The sequence below is a fragment of the Sphingobium sufflavum genome (assembly GCF_021403115.1).
Lineage (GTDB): Bacteria > Pseudomonadota > Alphaproteobacteria > Sphingomonadales > Sphingomonadaceae > Sphingobium > Sphingobium sufflavum.
Genome location: NZ_JAJSSH010000004.1, coordinates 65,568 through 90,949 on the forward strand (window position 1 = coordinate 65,568; position 25,382 = coordinate 90,949).

General features: G+C 63.7%; 17 protein-coding genes, 1 tRNA gene and 1 pseudogene. 9 read left to right on the forward strand and 10 right to left on the reverse strand.

Features of this window, described 5'->3' with window-relative positions:
- Positions 1–19 precede the first annotated feature (19 nt).
- Complete coding sequence (locus tag LWE61_RS07965; RefSeq protein ID WP_234149527.1) at positions 20–643, forward strand: TetR/AcrR family transcriptional regulator; 624 nt, start codon at positions 20–22, stop codon at positions 641–643.
- 48 nt (positions 644–691) lie between these two features.
- Here LWE61_RS07965 and LWE61_RS07970 read toward each other — a convergent pair whose 3' ends face one another.
- The 3 genes from LWE61_RS07970 to LWE61_RS07980 all read right to left on the reverse strand — a co-directional run bounded on the left by LWE61_RS07970 (position 692) and on the right by LWE61_RS07980 (position 6,760).
- Positions 692–1,432: an SDR family NAD(P)-dependent oxidoreductase gene (locus LWE61_RS07970; protein ID WP_234149528.1), complete on the reverse strand. Its 741-nt coding sequence runs from the start codon at positions 1,430–1,432 to the stop codon at positions 692–694.
- Positions 1,433–1,517: 85 nt separating this feature from the next.
- Positions 1,518–3,638, reverse strand: a complete 2,121-nt coding sequence (locus LWE61_RS07975; RefSeq protein WP_234149529.1) for a PQQ-dependent dehydrogenase, methanol/ethanol family — start codon at positions 3,636–3,638, stop codon at positions 1,518–1,520.
- Between the two features lie 296 nt (positions 3,639–3,934).
- Positions 3,935–6,760, reverse strand: coding sequence for a TonB-dependent receptor domain-containing protein (locus tag LWE61_RS07980; RefSeq protein WP_234149530.1), 2,826 nt, complete (start codon positions 6,758–6,760; stop codon positions 3,935–3,937).
- Positions 6,761–7,039: 279 nt separating this feature from the next.
- Here LWE61_RS07980 and LWE61_RS07985 point away from each other — a divergent pair, with 279 nt between their 5' ends.
- From LWE61_RS07985 to LWE61_RS08005, 5 genes are all read left to right on the forward strand, one after another.
- On the forward strand, positions 7,040–8,224 hold the full coding sequence (locus LWE61_RS07985; protein WP_234149531.1) for a helix-turn-helix transcriptional regulator: 1,185 nt from the start codon (positions 7,040–7,042) through the stop codon (positions 8,222–8,224).
- Positions 8,225–8,486: 262 nt separating this feature from the next.
- Complete coding sequence (locus LWE61_RS07990) at positions 8,487–9,227, forward strand: SDR family NAD(P)-dependent oxidoreductase (protein ID WP_234149532.1); 741 nt, start codon at positions 8,487–8,489, stop codon at positions 9,225–9,227.
- Between the two features lie 68 nt (positions 9,228–9,295).
- Positions 9,296–9,682: a hypothetical protein gene (locus LWE61_RS07995; protein ID WP_234149533.1), complete on the forward strand. Its 387-nt coding sequence runs from the start codon at positions 9,296–9,298 to the stop codon at positions 9,680–9,682.
- Positions 9,579–9,989, forward strand: a complete 411-nt coding sequence (locus tag LWE61_RS08000) for a carboxymuconolactone decarboxylase family protein (protein WP_234149534.1) — start codon at positions 9,579–9,581, stop codon at positions 9,987–9,989. Before LWE61_RS07995 ends, LWE61_RS08000 begins: the two co-directional genes overlap by 104 nt.
- 503 nt (positions 9,990–10,492) lie before the next feature.
- Entirely contained in the window at positions 10,493–12,955 is a 2,463-nt protein-coding gene (locus LWE61_RS08005; protein ID WP_234149535.1) for a TonB-dependent receptor domain-containing protein, read from the forward strand.
- 712 nt (positions 12,956–13,667) lie between these two features.
- On the opposite strand, the gene LWE61_RS08010 is transcribed toward LWE61_RS08005, so the two are convergent.
- Positions 13,668–14,606, reverse strand: coding sequence for a complex I NDUFA9 subunit family protein (locus LWE61_RS08010; protein WP_234149536.1), 939 nt, complete (start codon positions 14,604–14,606; stop codon positions 13,668–13,670).
- Between the two features lie 198 nt (positions 14,607–14,804).
- On the opposite strand from LWE61_RS08010, the gene LWE61_RS08015 reads away from it, so the two are divergent.
- Positions 14,805–14,891 (forward strand) — tRNA-Leu (locus LWE61_RS08015).
- A 567-nt stretch (positions 14,892–15,458) separates the two neighbouring features.
- Here the strand turns inward: LWE61_RS08015 and LWE61_RS20925 are convergent.
- The 5 genes and pseudogenes from LWE61_RS20925 to LWE61_RS08040 form a co-directional block, all read right to left on the reverse strand.
- Positions 15,459–16,493: pseudogene (locus tag LWE61_RS20925) on the reverse strand (recombinase family protein); the annotation flags it as partial.
- A gap of 225 nt (positions 16,494–16,718) precedes the next feature.
- Positions 16,719–17,843: a hypothetical protein gene (locus LWE61_RS08025; RefSeq protein ID WP_234149538.1), complete on the reverse strand. Its 1,125-nt coding sequence runs from the start codon at positions 17,841–17,843 to the stop codon at positions 16,719–16,721.
- A gap of 110 nt (positions 17,844–17,953) precedes the next feature.
- The gene (locus LWE61_RS08030) at positions 17,954–19,996 is read right to left on the reverse strand and encodes a hypothetical protein (RefSeq protein WP_234149539.1); all 2,043 of its coding nucleotides are present in this window, start codon (positions 19,994–19,996) and stop codon (positions 17,954–17,956) included.
- Positions 19,993–20,754: a hypothetical protein gene (locus tag LWE61_RS08035; RefSeq protein WP_234149540.1), complete on the reverse strand. Its 762-nt coding sequence runs from the start codon at positions 20,752–20,754 to the stop codon at positions 19,993–19,995. The genes LWE61_RS08030 and LWE61_RS08035 overlap by 4 nt, the downstream gene beginning before the upstream one ends.
- A gap of 59 nt (positions 20,755–20,813) precedes the next feature.
- Positions 20,814–21,446, reverse strand: coding sequence for a hypothetical protein (locus LWE61_RS08040; RefSeq protein ID WP_234149541.1), 633 nt, complete (start codon positions 21,444–21,446; stop codon positions 20,814–20,816).
- A gap of 143 nt (positions 21,447–21,589) precedes the next feature.
- Between LWE61_RS08040 and LWE61_RS08045 the strand changes: the two genes are divergently transcribed.
- A complete protein-coding gene (locus tag LWE61_RS08045) occupies positions 21,590–24,001 on the forward strand; it encodes a hypothetical protein (RefSeq protein ID WP_234149542.1) in 2,412 nt (803 codons plus the stop codon).
- Here the strand turns inward: LWE61_RS08045 and LWE61_RS08050 are convergent.
- On the reverse strand, positions 23,976–24,263 hold the full coding sequence (locus LWE61_RS08050) for a hypothetical protein (RefSeq protein ID WP_234149543.1): 288 nt from the start codon (positions 24,261–24,263) through the stop codon (positions 23,976–23,978). The two genes, LWE61_RS08045 and LWE61_RS08050, sit on opposite strands and share 26 nt — an antisense overlap.
- A 302-nt stretch (positions 24,264–24,565) precedes the next feature.
- Between LWE61_RS08050 and LWE61_RS08055 the strand changes: the two genes are divergently transcribed.
- A complete protein-coding gene (locus LWE61_RS08055; protein ID WP_234149544.1) occupies positions 24,566–25,378 on the forward strand; it encodes a 3'-5' exonuclease family protein in 813 nt (270 codons plus the stop codon).
- The last annotated feature ends 4 nt before the right edge of the window (positions 25,379–25,382 follow it).

Here is a 25,382-nt window from a genome sequence, read left to right on the forward strand (position 1 = left end):
GGTAGATAGTGAGGCAATAGTGGCTGCAACGGGACAGAAGCGGGTGCGGGAAGATCCGACCGTTCGGCGACAGAAGATTTTGGCCGCAGCCGAAATCCTGATCGGCGAACGCGGCTTCAATGGCGTGACCTTGCAGGATCTCGCCCGCCATGTCGGCCTGTCCAACGCGGGCCTGCTGCATTATTTCGCGTCAAAGGACAAGCTTCTGCTGGGCTTGCTGGAGGATATCGGCCGCCGCGAGATCGCTCTTTCCGAACCGTTCAACGCCGCTATCCGGGAGGCGGAGCGGAACGGTGTGTCGACATTGCCCGCCGTGCGCATCTTCCTCGACGTTCTGGTGCAGCGGTTTTCGGACCAGCTGGCGCAAAGCCGTTTCCTGGTGGTTCTCCAGACGGAGTCCATCGACCCGGCCCATCCCGCCCATGACTGGTTCCAGCAATATGAGGTGCAAGCCCTTCATTTCATGGGCCAGATTCTCGCGCCCTTCGTACCCCGGCCGGAGATGACGGCGCGGTGGCTGCACGCTTTGCTCAACGGGCTGGGCCAGCAATGGCTGCGCGCGCCGGACACGTTCAATCTGCTCGACGAATGGCAGGAGGCGCTCACCCTGATCCTGCCGAAGGATGGGACCGGAGCGCGCTGAACCCATGGGGCGGGATTGCCACATCCGGCCCCGCCCCATGGCTCCGCATCAGTTCAGATAACGGCCGCCATTCACGCTGAGCGTATGCCCCGTGATATAATCGGCATCGTCGGACGCGAGGAAGGCGACGGCGGCGGCGATATTCTCCGGCCGGCCGGGACGCTTCATCGGGGTCATGGGCGAAAAAGCCTCCACATCCACCGGCGACTCCTGCAATCCCTCCGTGTTCACGAAGCCCGGCGGCACATTGTTCACGGTGATGCCGCGATTGGCATATTCCATCGCAAGCCCCTTGGTAAGGCCGATCACACCCCCCTTCGACGCCGCATAATGGGCGTGGAAGGAGGAACCGGACTGGGCGGAGGAGGAGGAGATGTTGATGATCCGGCCCCATCCTGCCGCGACCATGTCCGGGATCATCGCCTTGCAGCAGAGGAACGGCCCCTTCATGTTGATCGCCATCAGATCGTCCCAGATGTCCTCGGTTATGTCCTCGAAATGGAGGAAGGGCGACAGGGCGGCGTTGTTGACGAGGATGGTGACGGGGCCGAGTTCCGCGCGCGTGCGCTCGACCGCCGCCGCGATCTGATCCGCCTTGGCCGAGTTGCACGCGATGGCGATCGCCCTGCCCCCGGCCGCGCGGATTTTCGCGGCGGTTTCCTCGGCCCCGTCGCCGTTCAGATCCCAGACCGACACGGCGGCCCCATCGGCGGCCAGCTTGACGGCGATGGCGCGGCCCAGACCGCGCGCGGCGCCCGTGACGACAGCAACCTTGGCAGGAAGCGACATGATATTCTCCCAATGAAACGGGCCATGCCCATATTATCCAGATGGCCCGTACCCCATGATACGGGCCGCGTTCAAAATGCGCGCGTCAGTAGGTAACAGGCCCCTTCAGCGGTGCGGCGGGGGTCGGATTGCTCCCCTGTCCGGTGGCAACCGCCTTGCGCGTGCCCAGCGATTCCCGCGCGCGGATGCGGATATAGGTCCACACCTTGCGGATCTGGTCGTCGGTCATCCACTGGAAAGCGGGCATGCCCTGCGCCATGCGGCCTTCCTTCACCACCTGCCGGAAACTCTCATAGTCGAGCGCGATGCCGGACTCGCGCAGGTCCGGCCCCGGCGCGCCCGATCCGCGGAAGCCGGCACCATGGCAGGACGCACAGGCAATCGACATGCCGCGCCCGGCCAGTGCCTCCTTCTCGTCGAGGACCAGCTTGGGATCGTCGAGCGCATGCACTTTCATGTCGCGCGGCGGCTCCTTGGGCAGCGCCGCCTTGCCGTCGAGGGCGAAGGTCAGAAGGCGGCGGGTCTGCGCGCCATATTTCCAGCCCACGTCCATGACGCCGCTCATCGCGGCGACCGTACCGCCCCAGCCGACCAGCACGGAGACATATTGCTTGCCGCCGACGCTGAAGCTCATCGGCGCGGCTATGATGCCCAGCCCGGCGTTGAACTTCCACAAATCCTTGCCGTCGCGCGCGTCATAGGCGTGGAAATAGCCATCGGCGAGGCCCTGGAACACCAGCCCGCCCGCCGTCGCCAGCGTGCCGCCGTTCCACAGGAGATCATGCTGGACACTCCACGCCTCCTTCTGCGCGACCGGATCCCAGGCGACCAGCTTGCCCTTGCCATCGCCGGGGTGCTTGACCACCGGACGGACAACCAGCCCCATGATGTTGAACGCGTCGTCGCCCTGCTCCGCCTGATTGCGGGAGAAGCGCGCACCGACCTGCTGCACCGGGATATAGGTGAGACCGGTCCGGGGGCTATAGCTCATCGCCTGCCAGTTATGACCGCCGACCGTGCCCGGCCAGATGTCCGTCGCGCCCTTCTCATAGCGAATATCCGGGTTTTCGATGGGACGGCCGGTCTTGCGGTCGATGCCCTTGGCCCAGGTGATGAGCGTGGTCTTGCCCGGCTCGTTCACCAGCTTGCCCGTGTCCCGGTCCAGCACATAGAAGAAGCCGTTGGTCGGCGCATGGAGCAGCACCTTGGTCGGCTTGCCGTCAAGGGTCAGCGTGGCCATCACGATGTTGGGCGTCGCCTTATAATCCCAGCTGTCGCGCGGATTTTCCTGATAGTGCCAGAGATATTTGCCGGTGCCGGCGTCCAGCGCGACGATGGAACTGGTGTAGAGATTGTCGCCGCCGCCGGGGCTGCGCTTCTCCGGGTCATAGGGTCCGGCGTTGCCGACGCCGAGGTAGATGCGGTTCGCCTCCGCATCGAAGGTCATGCCGTTCCAGACGGTGCCGCCCGTGCCGGTCTTCCAATATTCGCCGTGCCACGTCTTTGCGGCGGCCTCCATGGCCGCGTCGCCCTTATTCTGGTCGGGCGAACCGGGCGTGGTGTAGAAGCGCCAGAGCAGCTTGCCGGTCTTGCTGTCGAACGCCGTCACGAAGCCGCGCCCGCCGATGTCCGCACCCGCGTTGCCGATGATGACCTTGCCGTTCATCGTGCGCGGTGCGCCGGTGCTGTTGTTGTATTTCGCCTCTGGCGGGATGGATTCGGCGGACCACAGGACTTTGCCCGTCTTCGCATCCAGCGCATCGACGCGCCCATCCATTTCGGCGGTGAAGATGCGTCCATCCTCATAGGCGATGCCGCGATTGGCGCCGAAGTGGAACTTGTCCGGGCGGCGCTTCCACGTCTCCGGGTCATATTTCCACTTGAGCGTGCCGGTCAGCGCGTCGACCGCATAGACTTCCGCATAGCCGCCGGAGAAATAGAGCGTGCCGTCGATGGCGAGCGGTGTGGATTCCAGCGTCACCTCATCCGGCAGGTCGAGCGACCAGGCGAGGCCGAGCTTGTCGATGTTGCCGGGGGTCAGCAGGTCCAGCCGGCTATAGCCCGCCTCATCCGCGCCGCCGCCGGGCGCGGTCCAGTTGGCCGCCGTGCCCACGCCGTCCTCCGGCTGGGCATTTTTCGGCGAGCACCCCACCAGCAGCAGCGCCGCCCCCGCCGTCGATGCGATCAAGGTGGAAGTGCGCCGCATATATCCGTCTCCATCTCTGCCTGTTGGACGCGGAACCCGACCCGATTCCCGTCAAGGCGGTGATGACTATTGTATACTTTATTGGCAAGCCCAAAGCGCGCGAACCGGGAAATTAGGTCATGAAATGAACATCGTTGGTGGGCACCCCAAAAGGCCCACGCCGCGCCTCCCCGGAGTAAATATACGAAATCGCCGATCAAAAAATGGCCCGTGGCGGGGAGGCGCCACGGGCCGAGTGGGGATGCCACCGGCCCGCCCGGCCCGATGGACCGGAGCGGGACCGATGGCGGCACTCCTCAGAATTTCTTGGAGACGCCAAACTGCACGAACCGTCCGACGGTGTTGCCGTTGGTATAACCCATCTGCGCCACGTTGAACGCCTGGAGCGCATAATAAGGCGGATCCTGATCCAGCACATTGTTGACGTTGAGGGTGAAGGACAGATCCTTGAGGATCTTGCTCTCGCCCGGCACGTCATATTTGAAGAACAGGTTAAAGACGTGGAAGCCCTTTACCCGCGTCTGCTGCTCCAGGCCGACCGGGATCAGAAGGTCGTAGCCGCCCGTGTAGTTCCAGGTGAGCTGGCTCCGCAGATTGCCGACATTGGCGCCGAGCGTCGTGCTGGACTTGATGCGGCCGCCGATACCGCGCAGCTGATCGACATAGGGCTGCCCCTGCACCGGCTGCGCCTTGCGGCTGAGTTCATAGTTGGCGTTCACGTTGAAATCGACCGAACCAAATCCCGTTTCGCGGAAATAGCTGACCGCGAAATCCAGCCCGTCCAGCTTGAAATTGCCGAGGTTCTGCTTGCGCGTGTCGAGGATGGCGTAGCAGTTGCTGGGCTGGGTGCAGCTTGACGGTTCGCCGTCCACCAGATTGGCCTGATTGACGAAGGAGTCGATTATCGCCTGCGTCGGGTTCACATAGATCAGCGATCCGAACTGAGCATAGAAGTTCGGGCTGGTGAAGCTCGGCACCTGAATCAGGTTGCGGAAGTCGATGTTCCAATAGGTCACGCTCAACCGCAGTCCGGGGACGATCGGCGGGGAAATATCCGCGCCGACCGACCATGTCGTCGCCTTCTGCGGCTGGATGCCGGGCTTGGTGCCGAACATCAGCGCCACGTTGCGGTTGCCAGCGGGAACAGCGGGATACATGCCGGATGCCACCAGCGCAGCGGGCGGGAAGATGAAGCCGAGGTTCCCGGCCGCGTCATTCACCTTGCGCAGGTTGGCGATGTCCACGACGCTGTTGTCCGCCAGGCTGGGCGCGGCGAAGGACTTGCCCCATGCACCGCGCACCTTGATCCACTCGACCGGCTTGTAGGTCAGGCCGAACTTGGGATTGAAGGTGTCGCCAAAGTCGCTGTACTTGTCATAGCGTCCCGATGCGGAGACGGTGAGCTGGCGCATGCCGGCAAAGCCATTTTCGTCGCTGAAAATCGGCACGACCAGTTCGCCGAAGGCTGACTTGGTGTTGCGCCCCACTCTGGCGAGGGGCAGCGCGCCATAGGGCGCCACCAGCGTCGTGGTCGTATTGCCGGACGTATAATAATAGCCGCCAAAGCCGGTGTTCTCGGTGCCGGGGACCAGCGTGCCCTTCTGCGACTTGAAGCTTTCCTCATTATATTCGACGCCCGCGGCCAGCTTTACCGCGCCACCCGGCAGGGTGAAGAGGCTGCCGTCGATCACCAGTCGGGCGTTGAACAACTGCTGGCGAACCTTGCCGAAGGTTTCATAGTTGCGCAGCGCGGTCAGACCGATGGCGGAACTGCTCGCCGGGTCATAGGGGTTGAACGCGCCGGAGGACACGGCGGCGTTGACGGCGTTGGTGTTGAGCTGGCCGACATGGTTTTCGGTCGTGCTCTCCCCATAGCTGGCCAGCGCCCGCAACTGGAATCCCGCACCGATGTCCGCCGTGACGGTCGGCGCAATGCCCCAAGTGCTGGTGCTGAGCCGCTGCTGCTGGTCAGGCCCGAACGCATAGCTGACGGTTTGCAGTTCCAGCGGGCTGAACGGATTGGCCGTGGTGACATGGCTCCCGTAATAGGGGCTGGTGATGAGCAGGCCGGGGATGGAGAAGGGCGCGAGCAGGGTCGAATTGACGTTCGGACCCAGGTTCGTGGCAACCTTGCGTTCCGTGAAATAGGTGCGGATGTCCACACTGATCGCGTCGTTCAGTTGCTGCGTCAGCCCGGCGAAGACGGAATGGCGATGTTCGCGGGGGTAGATGGCGACATTGTCGCTCTCGTCACAGCTGTTCGCCGTACCCGCGCGTTGCGTGCCGGACGTGTAGGGCAAGGCGTAGAGGTTCGAACCGACAAGGACATTGCCCGGCGAGCAGCGCAGGCTCTGCACCAGAACGCCGCCCGTCCGCACCTGCGGGGTGCGGACATAGTCGCGGTCGCGGCCATAAATGTCGTCATGCTCGGAATAGTTGTACGCGATATAGGCGGAGCCGCCCTCCCAGCTCTTGCCCAGCGTGACGCTGGCGTCGAGGCTGTAATAATTGTCCGCGAAACCATAGTGGGAATCGAGCTGGACACCGTTGAAATTCTTCTTGGTGATGAAGTTCAGCACGCCCGCGACCGCATCCGAACCATAGATGGCCGAACCGCCATCGGGGACGATCTCCACACGCTCGATGATGGCGGGGGGAATGATGTCCGGGTCGGGGCTGGTCGACTGGATGCCGACACCGACGACGCGATGGCCATCGACCAGCACGAGGGTGGGCGACGAACCGGCGGTGTTGAAGCCCGGCAGGTTGCGCAGGTTGGGGCGGTTGCCCGTCACCGTGTTGAACGCGCCCGCTGGCTGCTGGAGCGTGTTGAACTGGCCGAGTTGCGGGATGCTCTGCAAAAGCTGCGCGGTCGTGGTGGCGCCCGTCGCCTGCACCGCCTCCTGCGTCACGCCGATCACATTGGTGCCCGCGGGCGCGATACCGCGGATCAGCGTGCCCGTGACGACGATGTCGGGTATGCTGGCGCCGTCGATCTTGTCCTTGTCCGACTCCGGCTGCGCCTGCGCGAAAGCGGTTCCGGCCACCAGCAGCATCGCGGTCGATGCGACACCGCATTTCAGCGCGGCGGCCATGGATGACTTCGTGATTCCTCGTGTCATAGACTTCCCCTCCTGTTTGTTTTTGCCCGGTCCCCACGTCGGCGGTGTCGCTATCGGGGGATTCGATGCGACGGTCGGGACAAAGCCACCCGATCCGCGCCTGTCATCCCGTCCTTCCGGCAAGCTTCGCCGCCTCGGCATGGTCGGCGCGCTTGTTGCGCGTCCGTTTCGGCACCTCAAAAAGTATACCGATCGTATCGGTTTCCCTTCTTCGTATGACCATAAGTGGATTATACGGATACGAAATCCCCAAATGGGGGTCGGATTCGGAGGGGGGCGATGGACCGGGCGATAACTTTGGATACATTGTCGCTATCCTTGATCGACGGCGTGTTCGAGACGCCGCTCTGGAACGGCTTTCTCGAACAGCTACGTCGAAAGACAGGCGCGGACTTTGCGATCCTGCTCATCCAGCCGCCCAACTGGGCGCTGGACGAGGGGGTTCAACTGGTAGCCGGGGACGTCGCGCCGGATGCCCACCGAACCCAGTATCGCAAATATTTCCACCCGGTGAACCCGGTGCCGCGCGAATGGGCGGCGGAGGGACAGCCGCTGTCGATGGACGAAATGATCGCGCTGGATAACGGCGTCCACAGCGATTTCTACGCCAGTATGCGCGAGGATTTCGGGATCGTCGGCGTGCGGCAGGTGCGCGTGCAGGAAGCCAGCGGCGTGGATGCGTGGCTGACCATCGTGCGGCGATCGCAGGATTTCAGCGAGGCCGACGCCAGCCTGCTGGCCGCGCTGGCCCCCGCCCTGCGCGGCGTGGTGCGCAGCTATATCGCCAGCGACCGCGACCGGCTCGACGCGCTGGTCTGCACCGATGTGATCCGGCGACTGCAATTCGGCTGGCTGGCGCTCGACCGGACCGGCATGGTGCTGGGCACGGACGATCTGGGCCAGCATATGCTGACCCATTCCCGCATGTTGGGCGTCAACAGTGCGGGCCGCCTGTTCGCGCGCGACAGCGCGCTGGAGCGAGAAATCATCAGGACGGTCGCGGAGATGGCGATCGACCCCGCTATGGCGCCCCGCGCCATCGCCCTCAACAACGACCCGTTCCTCGAAATGCTGCTGGTCCCCAGTCGGCCGCGGGCGCTGTCCCTGCGCGGCGTGCCCGTCGCGGTGGCCTATATCCGGGGCGACAACTGGCAGTCGATGGATCGCTGCCGCCAGTTGATCGACATGTTCGGCCTGTCGAAAAGCCAGGCCCGGCTCGCGCTCGCCCTGTGTCGCGGCGTCGCCATCGCGCAGGCCGCCGCCGAACTGGACATGACCGTGGAGACAGCGCGCAGCTATTCCAAGATCATCTATGCCAAGACGGGCGCGCGCAGCCTGCACGATCTGGTCCGCGTCATCATGGGCGGCGTGTTGGCGCTCGCACCCGGCGACGCCAGCCGCGCCGGCGAAGCGCGCGCAACGCGCGACCGGCGGAACGGGCAAGTCGCACAGGCCATGCTGTAGGGCATAGCGCCCTGCGATGCCGCGCCATCCGGGCTGGCCGGATGATGCGCGGCCAGCCCTCCCCCGCCGCTATCGCTGGGTGACGGGGCGGGGCGGGGCAGGTGGTCGGGTCGGCGCTGCCATGCCTCCGCGCCCCACCCCTATTTAACCCCCACATGGGGGGTGCGACGCACCGACAGCCATGACACCAGCCGCGCAGGTCGCACGGCCGCACATGGCCCCGCCATGGCGGACCCGGCACGTCAGAGGAAAGGGACGAGGCATGATTCCTGAACGAAAAGTCGCCATAGTAACCGGCGCGGCGCGCGGGCTGGGCCGCGCCATCGCCTTCAAGCTGGCGCAGGATGGCGCCATGGTCTCCGCCTGGGATCTCAATCGGGAGGGCGTCGAGGAAACGGCCCAGCTCATCCGGGACGCGGGCGGCGAGGCCATCGGCCTGCAATGCAATTCGTCCAAGGCGGACCAGATCGCGGCGGCCGTTGCGGAAACGCGCCGGGCGCTCGGCCCCGTGTCGATCCTCGTGAATAATGCCGCCCTGTCGCCCTTCCTGCGCTTCGAGGATATTACCGAGGACATCTGGGACGATCTGATGGCTGTCAACATGAAGGGGCCGTTCCTCTGCTGCAAGGCGGCGATCCCGGACATGGTCGCGCAAGGCTGGGGCCGGATCGTTAACATCTCCTCCTCCTCAGCGCAGGCCGGTTCGCCGCTGCACGCCCATTATGCGGCGTCCAAGGGCGGCGTCATCGGCTTCACCAAGGGGCTGGCGCTGGAATATGCCGACCGGGGCATCACCGTGAACAACGTCCCGCCGGGCTTCGTGAACACGGAGGGGCTGCGCGAATCCCCCGTCGATGTCGACGGCTTTGCGGACAAGACGCCGATGAAGCGGTCGGGTCGTCCCGAAAATATCGCGGCGGCCGTGGCGTTCCTGGCCTCCGACGACGCCGACTATATCACCGGCCATACGCTCAGTGTGAATGGCGGCCGCTACATGAACTGATCCCGCCCCGGACCAGCGGCACAGCATGGCGCCGCGTCCGCCCCCCCCGCACAGGCATGAAAGGGACGATGATCTTGTCCGACAACACTCCCGGTTTCGACAATGGCGCGGTGGACATTCAGGCCCGCGAAGAGATGATATTGGGCCATCCGCCGCGTATCCCGCCTATCCCGCGCGAGTCGGTGGCCGACGAGATCCGGGCGGTGACGAACAGGCTGCGGGGCGGCATCGTGGGCGACCATGCCCCCCTGCCCCTCGACGCCATACCGGAAATCATGTTCACCATGTGCCGCTACCCGGCGCTGTGGGACAGGATCATGGCGCTGTCCCTGCACCTGCAGGGACAGGATCATGGCGCTGTCCCTGCACCTGCAAAGCGAAACCGGCGCACTGCCGCCCCGCCCCCGGCAGCTTGCGATATTGCGGACCGGATGGCTGCTCCAGGCACCCTATGAATGGGGCGAGCATGTCCGCGTGTCCAAAAGATGCGGCATCACCAGCGAGGAGATCGAGCGGGTCACGATCGGTTCGACCGCGCCCGGCTGGTCGGACCATGACCGTGCCGTGCTGCTGGCGTGCGAGGAATTGCGCCAGACCGTGTTTGTCAGCGACGAGACCTGGGCCGCATTGTCCGACTTCCTCGACGACCAGCAGAAGGTCGAACTGCTCGTCCTGATCGGGCAGTTCACCAATGTCGCCTATTTGCAGAACTCGCTGCGCCTGCGGCTGGAGCCGTCCAACCCCGGCCTGAGCGCACGATAGGCGAAGCAGCCTGCCCACCGCGCCATGCGGGGCCGTGAAGCCCCTGCCCCCCATGGCGGGGCCCTGTTCGGCACCGCCTTTGAAGAAGAGCAATATGCCGGACTTCGGGAACTCCCCTGCCGGCCCTGCGACGCAGCCGGGATAAAGGCTCCTCGCGCCTCGCGCCTCCGTCCCCTGCGCCACGACCCGGCCCGCCCCGAATGATCGACGACCGCCATCATAGCGGGTCGATACGGCACGCCGCCCATCCTTCGGGAAACCCGCGCCAGTTGCGGGACTGTGAGCCGTTACGGTTGCAATGGAATGTTGCAGTTAGGCAACACCGCTGTCGGTATCATCATACGCACTCGTATGGCGCCTGAAATGCTCAAGCAAAATTTAACCATTCGAACCTAACCGTCGCCTTCTATTCCGCAAAATGTGGAATTCACAATATGTCTAAGGGTGGTAAAGTGTCGAACAACCGTCAAGCTTGCATCAAGAATTGTGCGTCCATCCTTGTGATGGCGATCGCATCCTATTCGTCGGCAGCGTTCGCTGGACCAGCGCCGAAGTCGGTCAGCGCCTGGGAAGCCAGCCGCGAAACGGACGAGAGCGACATGGTGACGACGGGCGTCGCACGTGGCCGCGATCGCCTCGACAGCGCCACCTCGACCAGCTCGATCAAGGAAAACGAGATCAACAAGCTGGCGCCCCGCTCGCTCGACGATCTGTTCCGCAACATTCCGGGCATCCGCGTTGAAGGCGGCGCTGGCGAAGGGCTTAACAGCTACACTGTCCGCGGCCTCCCGCTGGTCAACGGCGGCGCCAAATATCTTCAGATTCAGGAAGACGGCCTGCCCGTCCTGGAGTTCGGCGATCTCGCCAACATGGGACCGGACGTCTTCGTCCGCGCCGACCTCAACCTGGGATCGGTCGAATCCATCCGTGGCGGTTCGGCCTCGACCTTCGCATCCAACGCACCGGGCGGCGTCGTCAACCTGATCTCCAAGACCGGCGATGTCGAGGGCGGCTCCGTGCAGCTCTCCGCTGGCGTCAACTATGAGAGCAACCGCGTCGACTTCGACTATGGCAGCCGCCTGAGCGACACATGGCGCTTCCACATCGGCGGTTTCTATCGTCAGGGTGATGGCCCGCGCGAAACCGGCTACACCTCGACCCGTGGCGGTCAGGTCAAGTTCAACGTGACGAAGCAGTTCGACGGCGGCTATGTCCGCTTCTACGGCAAACTGCTGGACGACAAGTTCCCCGGCTATATGGCCAGCCCGATGAGCGTCACCGGCACCAACGACAAGCCGGTCTATGGCAAGCTGCCCAATTTCGACGCGGTGACGGATACGCTGATGTCGCGCAACATCACCGACGTGACGATGCTGGACAGCTCCGGTAACACCGTGACCAACAGCGCGCAGAGCGGCTATCGCGTCAAGGCGAAGAGCGCGGGCGCCGAAGTGCAGTTCAGCCTGGGCGACTGGAGCTTTACCGAGCGTTTCCGCTACTCCGACATGTCGGGCAGCGCGAACACCCTCGATCCGCAGATTCAGGTCGGCGCAGCGAGCGTCATGCTGGGCTATTTCGTTCCCGGCGGTTCGATCTCCTACGCATCCGGTCCCAATACCGGCGCGACGATCAACCCGGTGACGGTCAGCGGCAACGGCCTGGTCTCGCTGACGACGCTCGGCCATATCAACATCCGCAGCCTGCGGAACGTCACCAATGACTTCCGCGCCAGCCGCGTCTGGGAAATGGGCGGCGGCGACCTGACCACCACTGCGGGCGTGTACAAGTCCTATCAGACGATCGACCGCGAATATTACAGCGCGGTCATCATTCAGGACATCGTGGGCGGCGGTAATTCCGCACTCATCAATGTGCGCAACGCCGGCGGTGTGTACGCATTCCGCAACGGTCTGCTGGCCTATACCGACGCGCAGAACACGCGCCGCATGAATGTTGACTATGACGTTCTGGCCCCCTATGGCTCGTTCAACTTCCACAAGGGCAAGGTCTCGATCGGTGGATCGATCCGTTATGACCGTGGCAAGGTGACCGGCTCCACCGCGCAGGCATCGGCAGCGCAGGTTGTCGACGTCGACCGCAACGGTCTGATCGACCGTGCGGAAGGTGGTTCGTCCGTCGGCCTGTTGCAGGGCATCCCCTATATCGCAGCGGGCACATCGCGGCCGGTCAACTATCGTTACGACTATGTGTCCTATTCGGCGGGCATCAACTATCGCGTGGCGGACTCCTTCTCGCTGTTCGCCCGTCACAGCCTCGGCGGTCGTGCCGGCGCCGATGCCCTCCTCTTCTCGCCCGCCATCAGCGCGTCGAGCGGCGCACTGCTGAACGAGAAGGCCGGATACGACTCCGTGCGCCAGACCGAGGCTGGCCTGAAGTATCGTCAGAACGGCATCTCGCTGAACCTGACCGGCTTCTACGCCACCACGCGCGGCACCTATCTGCCGACCATCCCCGACTATCTGGGCATCAAGACGCCCACGCTGGTGTCGCGTTCCTACCGTACCTATGGTGCGGAGTTCGAGGGTTCGGTGCGTCGTGGCGCGTTCAGCGTGACCGGCAGCGCAACCCTGACCGGTGGCGAGATCACGGCGGCCGAAACGGCCAATCTGGTCGGCAAGACGCCGCGTCGCCAGCCCACGCTGATCTACACGCTCACCCCGCAGTATGACGCGGATCGCTTCACGATCGGCGCCAACCTGGCGGGCCAGACGAAGAGCTACACGGATGACGTGAACCAGCTCACCATGCCCGGCTTCGCGACGGTGGGCCTGTTCGCCCAGTATCGCCCGGTCGAACGCCTGGTCCTGGGTGCGAACGTCTCCAACCTGTTCGACAAGACGGCTCTCACGGAAGTCTACAGTGCGGCGGTTCCGGCTTCGGGCATTGCCACGGCGCGGACGCTCTATGGTCGCCTCGTCTCCGTGTCGGGACGCTTCTTCTTCTAAGACAGCATCAAGGACCGGCCTGCTTCCCCGCTCGATGGGGGAACAGGCCGGGACAGGCATCCAGGGCATAGCCCGGTCATCATGGCCGGACTATGCCCTGTTTTGTGTTGGCCCTGTTTTGTATTGGGCGATCCGCATCGTCCGGGCTGGCGGATTACTCCCCTGTCCGGCAGAGGCCCGACATCACGCGCCGTTTTTCTTCATGGAAGAGGGGACGCGCCTGATTGCCCGCGGCATGAGCCGGGCTGCACCCTATCGGCAGGCTACCACGGTCGCGACATGGGCGAAACGCCTGCGGTCATGACAGGGACCGGGTGGCGCATGGCCGCCCTTGCCTTCTGAAAGCCTCCCAGGCCCGTTTCCGGCGCTATAGCCCTCCCCCGCCCCGGATGACGCCCTTCCATCACTACTGGCCGCCAGGGTCGATCGACATTCAGTCCTGACGACCTGCAAATGCCACCTGTCCGAGCTTCCGGTACTCACGTACCTACTATGCTCCGCTCCGGTTCTCGGAAACCACCCTTTCGGCACGCCATCTTCGGCATGGCGATCGGCCCTAGAGGCGCAATATCGGCTTCCTGCGCCAGATTTTCTGGTTCCACGACAGCAACGGCAGCGCACGGCCTATACCGATCGCCTATAACGCGCCGTCGCCATCATTCCCCGCCATACGCCGCGCTGCCCAGGGTAACGACGCCGCGACCAAGAACTCCTAGGCGCGCGCCTGATCCCCAAAGCGACCATGCTTGCGATAGCCGGTCAACCATGACGGCGCGACGGCCGCCAGCGGCGTGGGCTTCACGCCCAGTTCGGCGAGGCCCGGCAGGGCGGGGTCGACGACATTGTCCGTCGCCAGCATCGCCAGCTGGTCCTTCGTGATCGGCGCGCCGGGCGCCCAGCCGGTCAGGGTGGCCAGCGCGCAGGACGCGGCGGCGGGCAGCGGAATGAAGCTCGGCGTGCGACCCGTGGCCTCGGCCAGCCAGGCGTTGATCTGGGCCATGCTCAAGATATCGGGGCCGCCCAGCGCATAGGTCTTGCCCGCATGGGTGCCGGGGTTGGCAACCGCTTCCGCCAGCGACTTCGCCACATCCGCGACGAAGACAGGCTGGAATTTCGTTTCGGCTGCGATCAGCGGGACCACCGGCAGCGACCGGATCAAACCGGCAAATCGGTTGGTGAACTTGTCATCACGGCCAAAGATGATCGACGGCCGGACGATGGTCGCGGCGGGGAACACCGCCCGCACCGCCGCCTCGCCCTCGCCCTTGGTCCGGCCATAGGCGGACGGGCTGGCGCTGTCCGCGCCGATGGCCGACACATGGACCAGCGTGGGGATGCCCGCCGCTGCCGTCGCCCGTGCGATCGTCTCCGCGCCCGTCACATGCGCCGCCTCGAAATCGCCCTTCAGCAGGCCGACCAGATTGACCACCGCATCGGCGCCCGCCACCGCACGCGCCACGCTGTCCGGCCGGGTGATGTCGGCCGCGGCAAACTGCGTCTGGCCCAGGCTGCCCAGCGCCTTGACCGCAAAGGCCCGGCGCGGTTCGCGCTGCGCGATGCGGACGCGCCACCCGCGCGCAAAAAGCTCCTGCGCCAGCGCCCGACCGACAAAGCCGCCGCCGCCGAAAATCGTGACCAGTTTCGTTTCCATCGGAATCGCCATCACCCTTACAAAGTCGAACGGCCTGATGAGCGGCCGGAATCATGGCCGCTGTTTGCCCCAGCGCCGGTCGGGTGACAACCCGCAGTTGCGCCTGTGCGAAGGGGAAGGCGAAGTTTTTCTAAAAATCTTTGACGCGGCGATTGACAACCTCCCGCAACCGCCGCTAGAGGCGCCCTCCTACCCCGTGCCCAGATGGCGGAATTGGTAGACGCACCAGCTTCAGGTGCTGGCGATCGCAAGGTCGTGGAGGTTCGAGTCCTCTTCTGGGCACCATTCCCGGTCAAAGATGGGCACCGTGCCCATCAGGCGCGGGACACCGTTGCAGACGCCATTCTCCAGCACGGCCTTCGGGCCAGAAATGGTGATCTGTGCATTGGAAACGGTGACCTCGGACACCAACATGCGCAGATAGTCCTTCCGCAGCGTCGCATCGTCATCGCGCAGTCTGGCGGAGAGAAGTTCTCCAAAACGGCTGATCGTAGCGGGCGTAATCTTGCGCGATCCCTTCGCGAGCTGCGTCTCAAGGGCATGGATGCGCGTGGTGGCCGCAGCGAGCGCAGAACGATTCTCGTCCATCCGCTTGGCGAAAATGGGATCACGCGGCCCCATCTGCCCGGTCTCCACCAGGATGAGCAGACGCTCGATACCTGTCCTTAGGCGGGTCTGTTCGGCTCTGGCGTGAGACAGTTCCTGCTCGCGCTGGACGCGCTTTTGGTCGGAGAGGTTGATCACGTCGGCAAGAAGCGATTGCAGCCGCTCGGGCGCGAGCAATTGCTTTTCGACAGTGTCCAGCACGAGGTCGTCCAGCATCTCCCGCCGCATGCTCGGGGTGGGGCAAGCCTGTCCCTTATTCACGCGGTTGGCGCAGACATAATAGCTGTATCGCCCACCCTTTCCGGTGCGGATCGTCATGGCGCAAGCGCAACCCGCCGTCCCGCACTTCGCGATGCCGGTCAGCATCGTGGTGCCGGCGACGATATGGGGAGGGTTGCGGCGCGGATTGCGCGACGCCCGCAGCGCGTTGACACGGTCGAACCGGGCCTGATCGATAATGGCCGGGCATGGTACTGCGATCCAGTCTTCGGGATCAGGCACATTGCCATCATCGTCCATGGTCTTGTCATAATAGACCCCGGTATAGGTGATGCGGCTCAGGATTCCGGCGAGATTCCCGTTGGAGAACTTGGCTCCGCGCAGCGTCGTGCCGCGCGCATTGAGCGTATTGACGATCCAGCGTCCGCCACGCCCCATGTCTGCCCAGTCAAAAATCTGGTCGACCACCGCGGCCTCTGCGGGGACCACGCGGAGCTTCATCCGCTCCTTCTCACCGTCCTTGTTCGCGACATAAGTCTCATAACCAAAGGGCACCGGACCGCCATTGTAGAAGCCCTGGCGCGCATTCTCCCGTCGGCTCTTGGCGGTGAAGATGGATGCCTCGACAGCACCCTGTTCGGCGACGAAAGCCGTGAAGGTCTGTCCGAGGCGTTTGACGCGTCCTTGGCCAAAATTCTCGGTGATGGAGACGACTTCGACACCCTCGTCGGCAAGACCATCCAGCGCATTGAAGAAGATGCGCATATTACGCGCCATGCGCGAAAGACGGTAGAGTAGCACGATGCCGACAGGATTGGTGCCGTCGGTTGCCTGGGCGATCATCCGGTTGAAGGCCGGGCGCTTGTCGGACTGGCCGCTCATGCCGCTGTCGACGAATTCCTCGACGATCTCGATGCCGTTCTTCAGAGCATAGGCCTCAATGGCATGGCGCTGTGCCTCTATGCTTTGCGGCTTTCCATCCTCCTTGTCGACGCTGAGCCGCAGATAGACATAGGCGCGCAAGCTGGTGCTGCCCCTGGATCCACGGCCACGCTTCATCATCCATCCTCCAAAAACAAGGCAGCGAGGTCAGGACCGAGCGCTACCAGAACGGTTTGAATCTCTTCGCGGGCAATAGGCAAGTCGGAAGGGAACTGGCTGTAGACCGGAATGGGACGCATGCCGCCGCGCGCGGTTTTCCCACGCGCGGCAGCCTTGCGCCCCGCCCCGGAGCAGTCCTTCTGAGGATGCCGGGCCACAGCCGTTCCCTCCGCCTGCCTCCTTTCCTCAGGCCAGGCCGAAGTGGCGGCGGATCTCGGCGATGAAGGCCTCGGCGGCCGCCTCGCGCTCCATCAGTGTCATGCCTGCCACATCGGGTAAGCGAAGACGCTCGACATTGTCGGCCAACCTCTCCCGTGCACCGACCGGTTGGTCGTCATGGCCGAGAATTTCGTCGCTCTCGACGGGAATTATCGGCTTAGCCGTCGGGCCGCCTACGGGCGTTTCGGCAGTCGGCAAGAGTCCGAGAAACTCAATGGCGTCATTGGGCCTCAGGCACATGCCACCCTCCACGGCCTCTCGTGCGATGTCACGAATCTCCTGCCTGTCGGCCTCCGACATGGACTTGAGCGCGTTGCTCACCGTCACGCCAAAGCTGATCGGAGCCTTGTGCGGTGCTTCGAGGATATCGAAGACAAAGGGGAAATCTTCCTGAAGCCGCGCCGCGATGAGCATGCGGCTGACCTTGTGCTCATTGAGTCCGGCATAGCGCTCTGCCAGCGCGATCTGGCTGATCCCGCACGCGCGCTGGAGGCTGAGCAAGCCGTGGGCCATCTCCATCTTCGTGGCGACAGAAGAGCCCAGCACATCGTCGCACATGGCGGCTACCGCTTCCTCCTCGGTGCCCGGGAAGACGATGGCGCGAACCATGATCTTCTCATTTCCCGGGTGTGCCGCCTTGATCGCCTCAAGGATGTAGCGCCCGTTCTTGAGATGGTAGCGGCCGTCCTTCTCCACGACCTCGATCGGCCGGAAGCGCTTCGGGAACGCTGCCGTCAGCGCCAGCGCGGAGGCATGCTCGGCGCGCGTCGGAGAGTGGCGGCGTAGATGATATTGCCACTCTTCGATGTCGCCGATGGAGAGGGCAATCTCACCGGGCACCGCATGGGCGGCCTTGAACTCCTCGGTGTAGTTATCGCCGTCAGCCTCGTGGCTTCCATCGTCCGCCTCTTCGTCGGCCTCCTCGGCCGAGTGACGGGCGAGGTCCTGGGCAAAGGCTTCGTCCTCTGCGGATAGGGCATCCTCATCCTCACCGCCGTCTTGCGCGGCAGGGAGCGTACTGTCATGATGCGCTGTACTGTCGTCATTGCCCTGCTCGAACAGGGTGTTCTCTTCATTGGTCTTCGCGGCCATTTGCCTGTTTCCCGCGAGCCGGAGCACCATTGCATCCGAGCTCGTGGGAAACCAATTGTCATCGATTCGCGGAAAATGACTCCCTGACTAATCGGCCGCAGGCCTGGATATCAGCTGTTCCAGGCCCCTTCCACGGCGAGGGCCTGCGCCTGCAATGCATTGCGATGTTCGTCCGGATTTTTCTTTTCCAACACCTTCATATCTTCCTCCAGCCATAGCATCTCGTAGCGATAGGGATCGTCGGTGATCGGGCTAAGGGCAGGCAGCAGCCGGGCAATCTCATGGATGAGAGCCTCGTGATAGAGAGCTGACGCCCTCAAATCCGCATCGCGCACGAGGTCGGGCACCTGAAGCAGATCGAAATAAGGCCGGAAGAAATCCTGCACGCGCTCAACGGGCTGCTGCGTCGGGAGGCCGGTATAACAATCCGGCGATGTCATGGGCCTGCCGCTTCCATGGGGCACGTGACTTACGGCGCGATTCCAGCGCCGTGCCTTCGCGGCGAGTTTGGCGTCATAGCCGATGAAGCGGCAGGCCTGGCGCAAAAAGCCGATCTCCGCATCGGGCTGCCACCAGGCGTCGAAGTGAAAGCCCTGCGTCCAGCCGGGTCGGCCCGGACGGGAGGTGCAGTGCCGCGCACGCTTGCGCGCCTCGGCGTAGATGTTCTTGAAGCGGTCGCCAAAATCCTCGTCGGTCTCTTCCACCTCCTTCACGGCACTGGCGCCCGTTTCCATGCGCCAGCTGATATCGTCTGGGTCGCTGTCGTCGTTACGATCCGGCTCCTGTGCTGGTAACAGCTGCCGCGCCATGGCGAGCACCCACTCGTCATCGCTTAATGATCCGTCGTTGGCGCCATGGTGCATAAGGGCCCGCGCGCTCGGCAGACAGATGGCCCCCGTCATGATTGTCGCCAGGCTCATCACGTCGCGGGACCGGCGGTCAGGATCGCGATATTCCCTGTCGATGTTCTTCTGGACCTCGCGCGTCCAGAAACGGCCTTCATGGGCGACCATGGTTTCGACCATCTGGATCAGCATGACGGCGAGCAGCATCGCTGGCTCGACACCGCAGAAAAGGCGAGCAGGTATATCGCTGGTCGCTGACCGTATGCGGCGAAAGCGGCCGGCATGAAGCGCGCTATGGTCGAAGCCGCTCTTCATCTGTGCAAACACAGTATCCACATGAAGCGTCGGCGATACCCGGTTCATCGTCGGATGCAGGACGCGAATATGGCCCGCGGCGCCAGCGATATATCTGTGAGTGGGATCCGTGCCGTTATGCACAGCGGTCATGGACGAACAGCTCGTCAGGGTGTCGCGAACCGATTGCCGCGAGACGCCGATCTCATCGCGCAGGCCGAACAGCAGATCGAAGCCCCGCTCATACTCGTTCATGACGCCGCAGGAGATGCGCAGGCAGATCGCCCTGTTCTTGATGCGACTGCGCGCATAGCAGGGTGGCAGATCTTTGTGGGGGATCTGCCTGATGAACATATCCGCCCTGTCGATCTGGCGAAGCCAGATGGCGGCGAAGAGATCGAAGAAGTCGCGTTGCAGCCATATCAAGCTATCCAGATAACTGCGTGTGCTGACCAGGATGATCCTCGCCTGCACGGCATCCGTGGTATTGGCGCGATCATAGTCGGCATCGCCGCGATAGATGCGGATGGGATCAGCAAGCGGGCTGAAGAGCGGCCTGTACCGCAGCACGATGAAATAGCGCAGCTGTTCTTCGCCTGCAGGGACAGGCACCCCATGAAGGGTGATGATATTGTCCTCCTGCGCAAATCCCTTCATCAGCCACAGTCTCTTTACGATCACCGGATCAGGTGTCGGCACAGCATCGGGTGCGGCGCGAAGGGCGCCGAGCAAATCCGTCACCACCTTATGGTCGCGGTGCAGATCGTCGCGCAGGCCTGGCCAGCACAAGCGATCCCGGCCGGAGGCACGGGTGAGCCTGCGCCGTTCCCGTTCTGGCGGCGTCACTGCCGAATGAAGTCCCAAGGCTTCAAGCTGGTCTGTGCGGCCCCTGGCCTCGAACGTGCTCACTACAGCATCGCCCACCACCAGAAGGCCGTCGAAGGCGTGAAGGAGCGCGGTCTCTTTCTGTCGGGACAGGCGCTCGCCATATCGGGGACTGTAATGGGCGGTCATGTCGTTTTCCTCCTCGACCGCCAATTGGCGGCATACGCCTTGCACTGTTCCAGATCACGGGCTTCCGCTTCGCAATCGAACCTCTCCAGATCCTGTTTTAGGGAATTAACCATATCCATCAAAGCGACCCCGCGCTCGACGGTGGCGAACAGCGTCTCCGGCGCATCTTTCACGCCGAGATCACCGCGCAGGCCCTCCAGCTTGTAGAGGAGGGTGATCACCTTGCGTTCGATAGTGAGCGGATCGACCAGCCTATGGACATGGCCATCGGGATCGGTCCAGCTGAACCAGCCGTCATCGCTGGCAAGGCTGCGCTGATAGCGCGGCTGGCGGTTCAGCCAGGCCCAGGCGTCAGCGCGGGTCGGTGCGGTCGGCTTGTCTGCCGACCGCACCAGAGAGATGGCGAACAACTGCCGCGGCGTGGCGGGCCCGGACAATGCCTCTGCACGCTGATCGGGCGCGCTATGGGTATCGCGCATGAGCTGCGCATGCTCGTCATAGAGGTTCACCAGCAGGCGCACGTCCTGGAGCGCGATGCCGAGCTGATCGATCTGACGGAGCATGTCGGCTGCGGCCTCTTGCGTTTGTGTGTCCGCATGCGCGTTCCAGCGCAGGATGTCCGCCTGCAACTGGACGAGGCGATGGTGGCGGCGTTCGATCTGCATGCGCGCACGATCCCGCGCATCGCGATCGGCACTCTCCAGATCGAGCAACAGCGCGTCCACCTCAGCTTCGACGACAGCGATCTCGTCGAGCATTGGTTGATAATGGCTGATGATGTGCTGGACACCGTGACGGTCGATCCATGCGAACGCGCTCATGCCACGAACTCCCTGTAATTGAGATTGGCGCCATGGTCTTCGAGCCAGTCCGCCGCTTCGCCGCGCAGGAGATGGCCGGGCAGGTCGAGATGGCGGACGCGGCAGGTGACGCGGACCAGCCAGCGCTGGCCTGCGGTCATGGGCTCCTGGCGCCAGGCCCCTTCGAGGCGGAACTCCTCGTCGCGCGCTAGCCATTCCTCACGGTCCTCTGCATAGATGGCGAGGCGCCGCTGCCATGTCTCGAAGAGGCCGCGCGCGGCCAGTTCACGCTCCTGCGCGTCGAGCAGACGCGTCAGGAGCGTGCCGAGGCTGGCGCTGGGGTCGGGGTCGACCAGCTCCTCGGCAAGCGCCAGCATATGATAGCCGGTGCTGGCGAGCAGGCCCGCCAGCGCGTCGGCGTCATAGGCCCGCATGCCGATGTTCACCATGACCGCGCCCAGCGTGATCTTGTGATGGATGTCGGTCGGATTGGCGACCACCGTCTTGATGGCGGGCTCGATAAGGTGCCGCCGCCGCTCCGCGATGGCGGCGCGCTTCGCGGCCAATGCGGCGATACGGGCGTCCGCCTCATCGAGGCGGTGGTCGATGTCCGGCTGGCCATCGGCGGGATCGTAAATTTGCGATTTCATGTGTGATGCTCCTGCTTGTTCGACAGGCGACATCATCGGTGATTCGCAGAACCCATCATTCCCTGAGTAAGTCGGGGAATGATGGTTGCAGGAGAGGGGGTAATATTGGGGGGCTGAAGATTGGCGCAAGAAATGTTTCACCGATGGCGAACACCTCCCCCTCCCGCAAAACGGTTCAGGCCGCCCCCCAATCCGAGGACAGGAAGCTGCATGTCTATGTCCCCGCGCTGATTGGCGACGACTTCGGCCGTCTGTCGACCCTGACCGCAGACACCGCCAATCCCTTCGTCGCGAAGAAGCTGGGTGCTGCGTCCCAGCGATTGCAACGGCGGGCGGAGGAGAAGCTGCGGCGCGACCAGCGGCGTGACTATATTCTCATGGTTCGCAGCCTGCAGATCGAGTTTCTGGAGGCAGAACAGGAGCGCCGCAGATGGGGGCGGCTCATCAAGACCCGTGTGCGACCGGAGAAGATCGCGCATCGGCCGCCGCAGAAGCGCAAGCGGACCTGGCCCTATGCTCGCAGCGCCCTGCCGCACTATCCCAGTCCGATCCTCGACCGGAAGGGCGAGCGCGGCGTGTTCGTGCGGATCTTCTATTATTCGCGCAAGAATGCGAGGCCGGGGGTATCCTCCCGTGTCGTCAAATATGTCTTTCATGGCGCCGAGCTCGATGCTGCCGGGCGACCTTATTTCCTGTCCAATGTCGGACGGGACGTCGATGAGGCGCATTGCGCGTTCGACCATCTTGAGCAAATCAACGGGGCGGCGCAGAAGAATGCGAAGCTGCTGATGCACGCGATCATGGCGGCCGACTATCGCCAGGCGCCGGATGAGATGATGCGGACCGGCGTGATCTGGGCCGAGAAGGCGCTTGGCCGCTTCGGTCTGCCTTATGTTGTCACGCTCCACGCGCCGCCGCCGGATGGCGATCCGCGTAACTGGCACCTCCATATCCTGTTCAGCTTCCGTCCGCTGGCGCGGGTCAGCGACCATGAATGGGAAGTGGGTGAGATGTTGCGCACTGATCTCGATAATCCGCAGGCCATGCGGTTGATGCGCGAGATGTACGCGTCGGTGATGACGATCAGCTCTTACGAAAGCGGGATAAATCAGACCTATACCGCCAGGAGCAATGCCGCACGCGGGCTGGTGCACGAACCGCAGGTGCATCTCGGCGGCGCCCTGACCAACATGGCGCGTAACGGCCACCATGTTGCGAAGAACGAAGAGAATTTCGAGCGGGTGATGCGCTCCCAGACCGCCGCCCTCGACGAGGAATTGCGGCATATCGACCAGGTGCTGGCGAAGGAGCAGGAGACCGCGCGCGCTAAGGCCAGGCGCTGGATGCGAATGCCAGCGATCCTGCCGCCAGTGCCCCAGCGGATCATGGCTTCTCTCGTCCCTATCGACATGCCGGTTATCGCGCCGACGCCGCATGTGCTCCAAGCGATCATTGCACCGGCCATCGCGTTGCCCCTGCGCAGCGAGGTCTCCGTCATGGCCGGTCCTGTCGGCCCGGCGATGGAACCAGTGAAGCAAATGCCTGCGGACGTCGAGCCCGCCGCTCTGACCATCATTCCGGAGCAGCCACCTGTCGTAGCCAACATGCCGCCGCTCAAAATCGCAAATTTGCGATTTGCCATGCGACAGGTGGGGCCAATGGCGCCATTGCCTGCCATGGCTAGTTCGGTTGTCCGGCCCTCAGTGCCAGAGATCGTTGCCCAGATGCCGACATATCCTGTGCGCGCTACGCATCGTGAACCGGATCCTGGCACGGCGTCGCCGCCGCGTGCACCTGTTCCCGCGTCTATCCCGCCCATTCTCCTGGACGGCCTGTCGGCTGTGCGAAGCGTCCCGCACATGCCGCAGCCTGCCCCGGAGTTGCCGATGGCAATCAGAGCGGAGCAGATAAGGGCTGTCCTCCCCCTTCAAATGCCGTCGCCCTTTGCCGATATCCAGGCACTCGGCCTTTCCATCACCTATATCAATGGCGCGCTGGAGGATCATGCGCGGCGCGAAGACGAGCGTGCGCCCATCGAGAGGGCACGGCAGATTGCCGCTGCGAAGGCGCATGACGATGAACGTCGTCGGCTGGCGCTTCAGCGCCTCATCGCGCAGATCGTGGCGGAGCGCCGGGCCATCGAGAGACAGGCAGGCAAGCGCCGCGTCGCTCCAGAGCTTATCGAGCGCCATGGCCTGTCGGAGGAGGATATCGCGGCGGACGAAGCCCAGGCACAGCTGGAGAGGATTGCTGCGGAGCGCGCTGCCGAAGCGGAACAGCTTGCGCGGATAGCAAGGGCGGTGGCCGCTTCGTCTACGTCGCTTCCACTGCCGGAAGATCGCCCTGCGGTGGACCAGCAGAGCCAGCCGTCTCGTCCTCACGCGCTGGCCTCGTGGCTGCGCGCTGCCAGACAGGCTGACCGAATGGCGGCACGGGACGATGACCCGCATTGGACCCGGCGCGATCTACAGGATGATGATCGGCCAGCAGAAAGACAAGTCGATGTCGACCGGCCGCAACGCCCGCCGATCATGCCTCAGGGGCGGGATCGCTGATCCGCCCGCTGACGATCGCATAGGCGTCACAGATCGTCACGCCGGTGCCCCTGCTGGGAAAGACGGCCTCGCGGAACTCCTTGCAGAAGGCGCGCAGATTGTCGTCGCGCACATACCAGCGCGCGTTCGGGCAGAAACCGCAGAGTGGCAGCTCGTCCATGTCCTTGCCCAGCGTGAGCATGACCGGTCCACGTGCGGCGGGGTCGCGCTCCCATAATTCTTCCAGGTCGTTTGCGCTGAAGTCGGTCGGGTCGAAGTTCATCGGTCGTCTCCTTGGTATGAGCGTGCATCGGCACGCGGCGAAACAGCGTTTGCGCTGAATGTCGTGGGTTCATGATGGCTTTCCCGCAAATGGCTTTTCCATGCAGCCGCTTTGGAAAAGCCGCGATGGTCTGGCGGACCGCGCGAGCTGCCGCATCGCTCCGGCGGAAGCGGTGTCTGTGAAATGTCCCGTCCGTGACGGTTGTCATGATCGGAAGATGTTGGGGAAAAATGGCAGTGATGCCGCCCGGCGGCTCCGGTCCGCGACCGCCGCCCGGCGGCGCGTCTTCATGGAGAAACGCTATGCGTCAATGGCAGCGTCAGCCGCTTCAATATCCGTATGAGAATGTGGTCGTTTATGATCTCGAAACCGTGGTCGATCAGGAGATGGAAGACGGCAGCTTCCCGCCCTGGCCCCGCCATCGGCCCGTTGCGCCTGCTTTCCTGACGGCGAGGTGGTCACCAGATAGGTACAGCTTCCAGTTCAATACGCTTTTGTGTGGAGAAGGGCGGGAAGAGGAATTCTATCGCAAAGTGGACAGCCTGCTGCCAGCGGGCTGCATGGGTGTGTCGCTGAATGGCCGAAATTTCGACAACCCGGTCCTCCGCCTGCAGGCCCAGCGTCACGGTCTGTTCGACCTGCGCAATATCGCGCGGCAAGCGGATGCTGGCCGCTTCGATGTCGCCCACCTGGATTTGATGGATGTCTTCGGCGGCGGCGGGCGGGGCACATCGCTGGCCGAGCTATGCAGCGCGCTGTCCATCCCGGCCAAAACGTCGACTTCCGGCGGGGATGTCGGGGCGCTCTGGCGCGAAGGCAATGCGGCTGCTGTCAAAGCCTATGTGCAGGAAGATGTGATCGCCACCTACATCCTGCATTTGCACGCTGCAGCATGGCGCGCTGGTGAGGAGAAGCTGCTGGCCTTGCCGCTTGCGGATATGGGCCTGTGGTTGGAAAGTGAGCCGAGGCTCAGTCACCTGCTGCCCTTCGCAACATGTCGGCCGGCGTTATGGGCACGATCCCGTGCACCTGCTCTCCGGGCGGAAGCGGCTCTGGCCGATGCCGAAATCAGGCTGAAGCATCAGCGCGACGAGACCGCATTCTCCGCGCGCTAGGTCC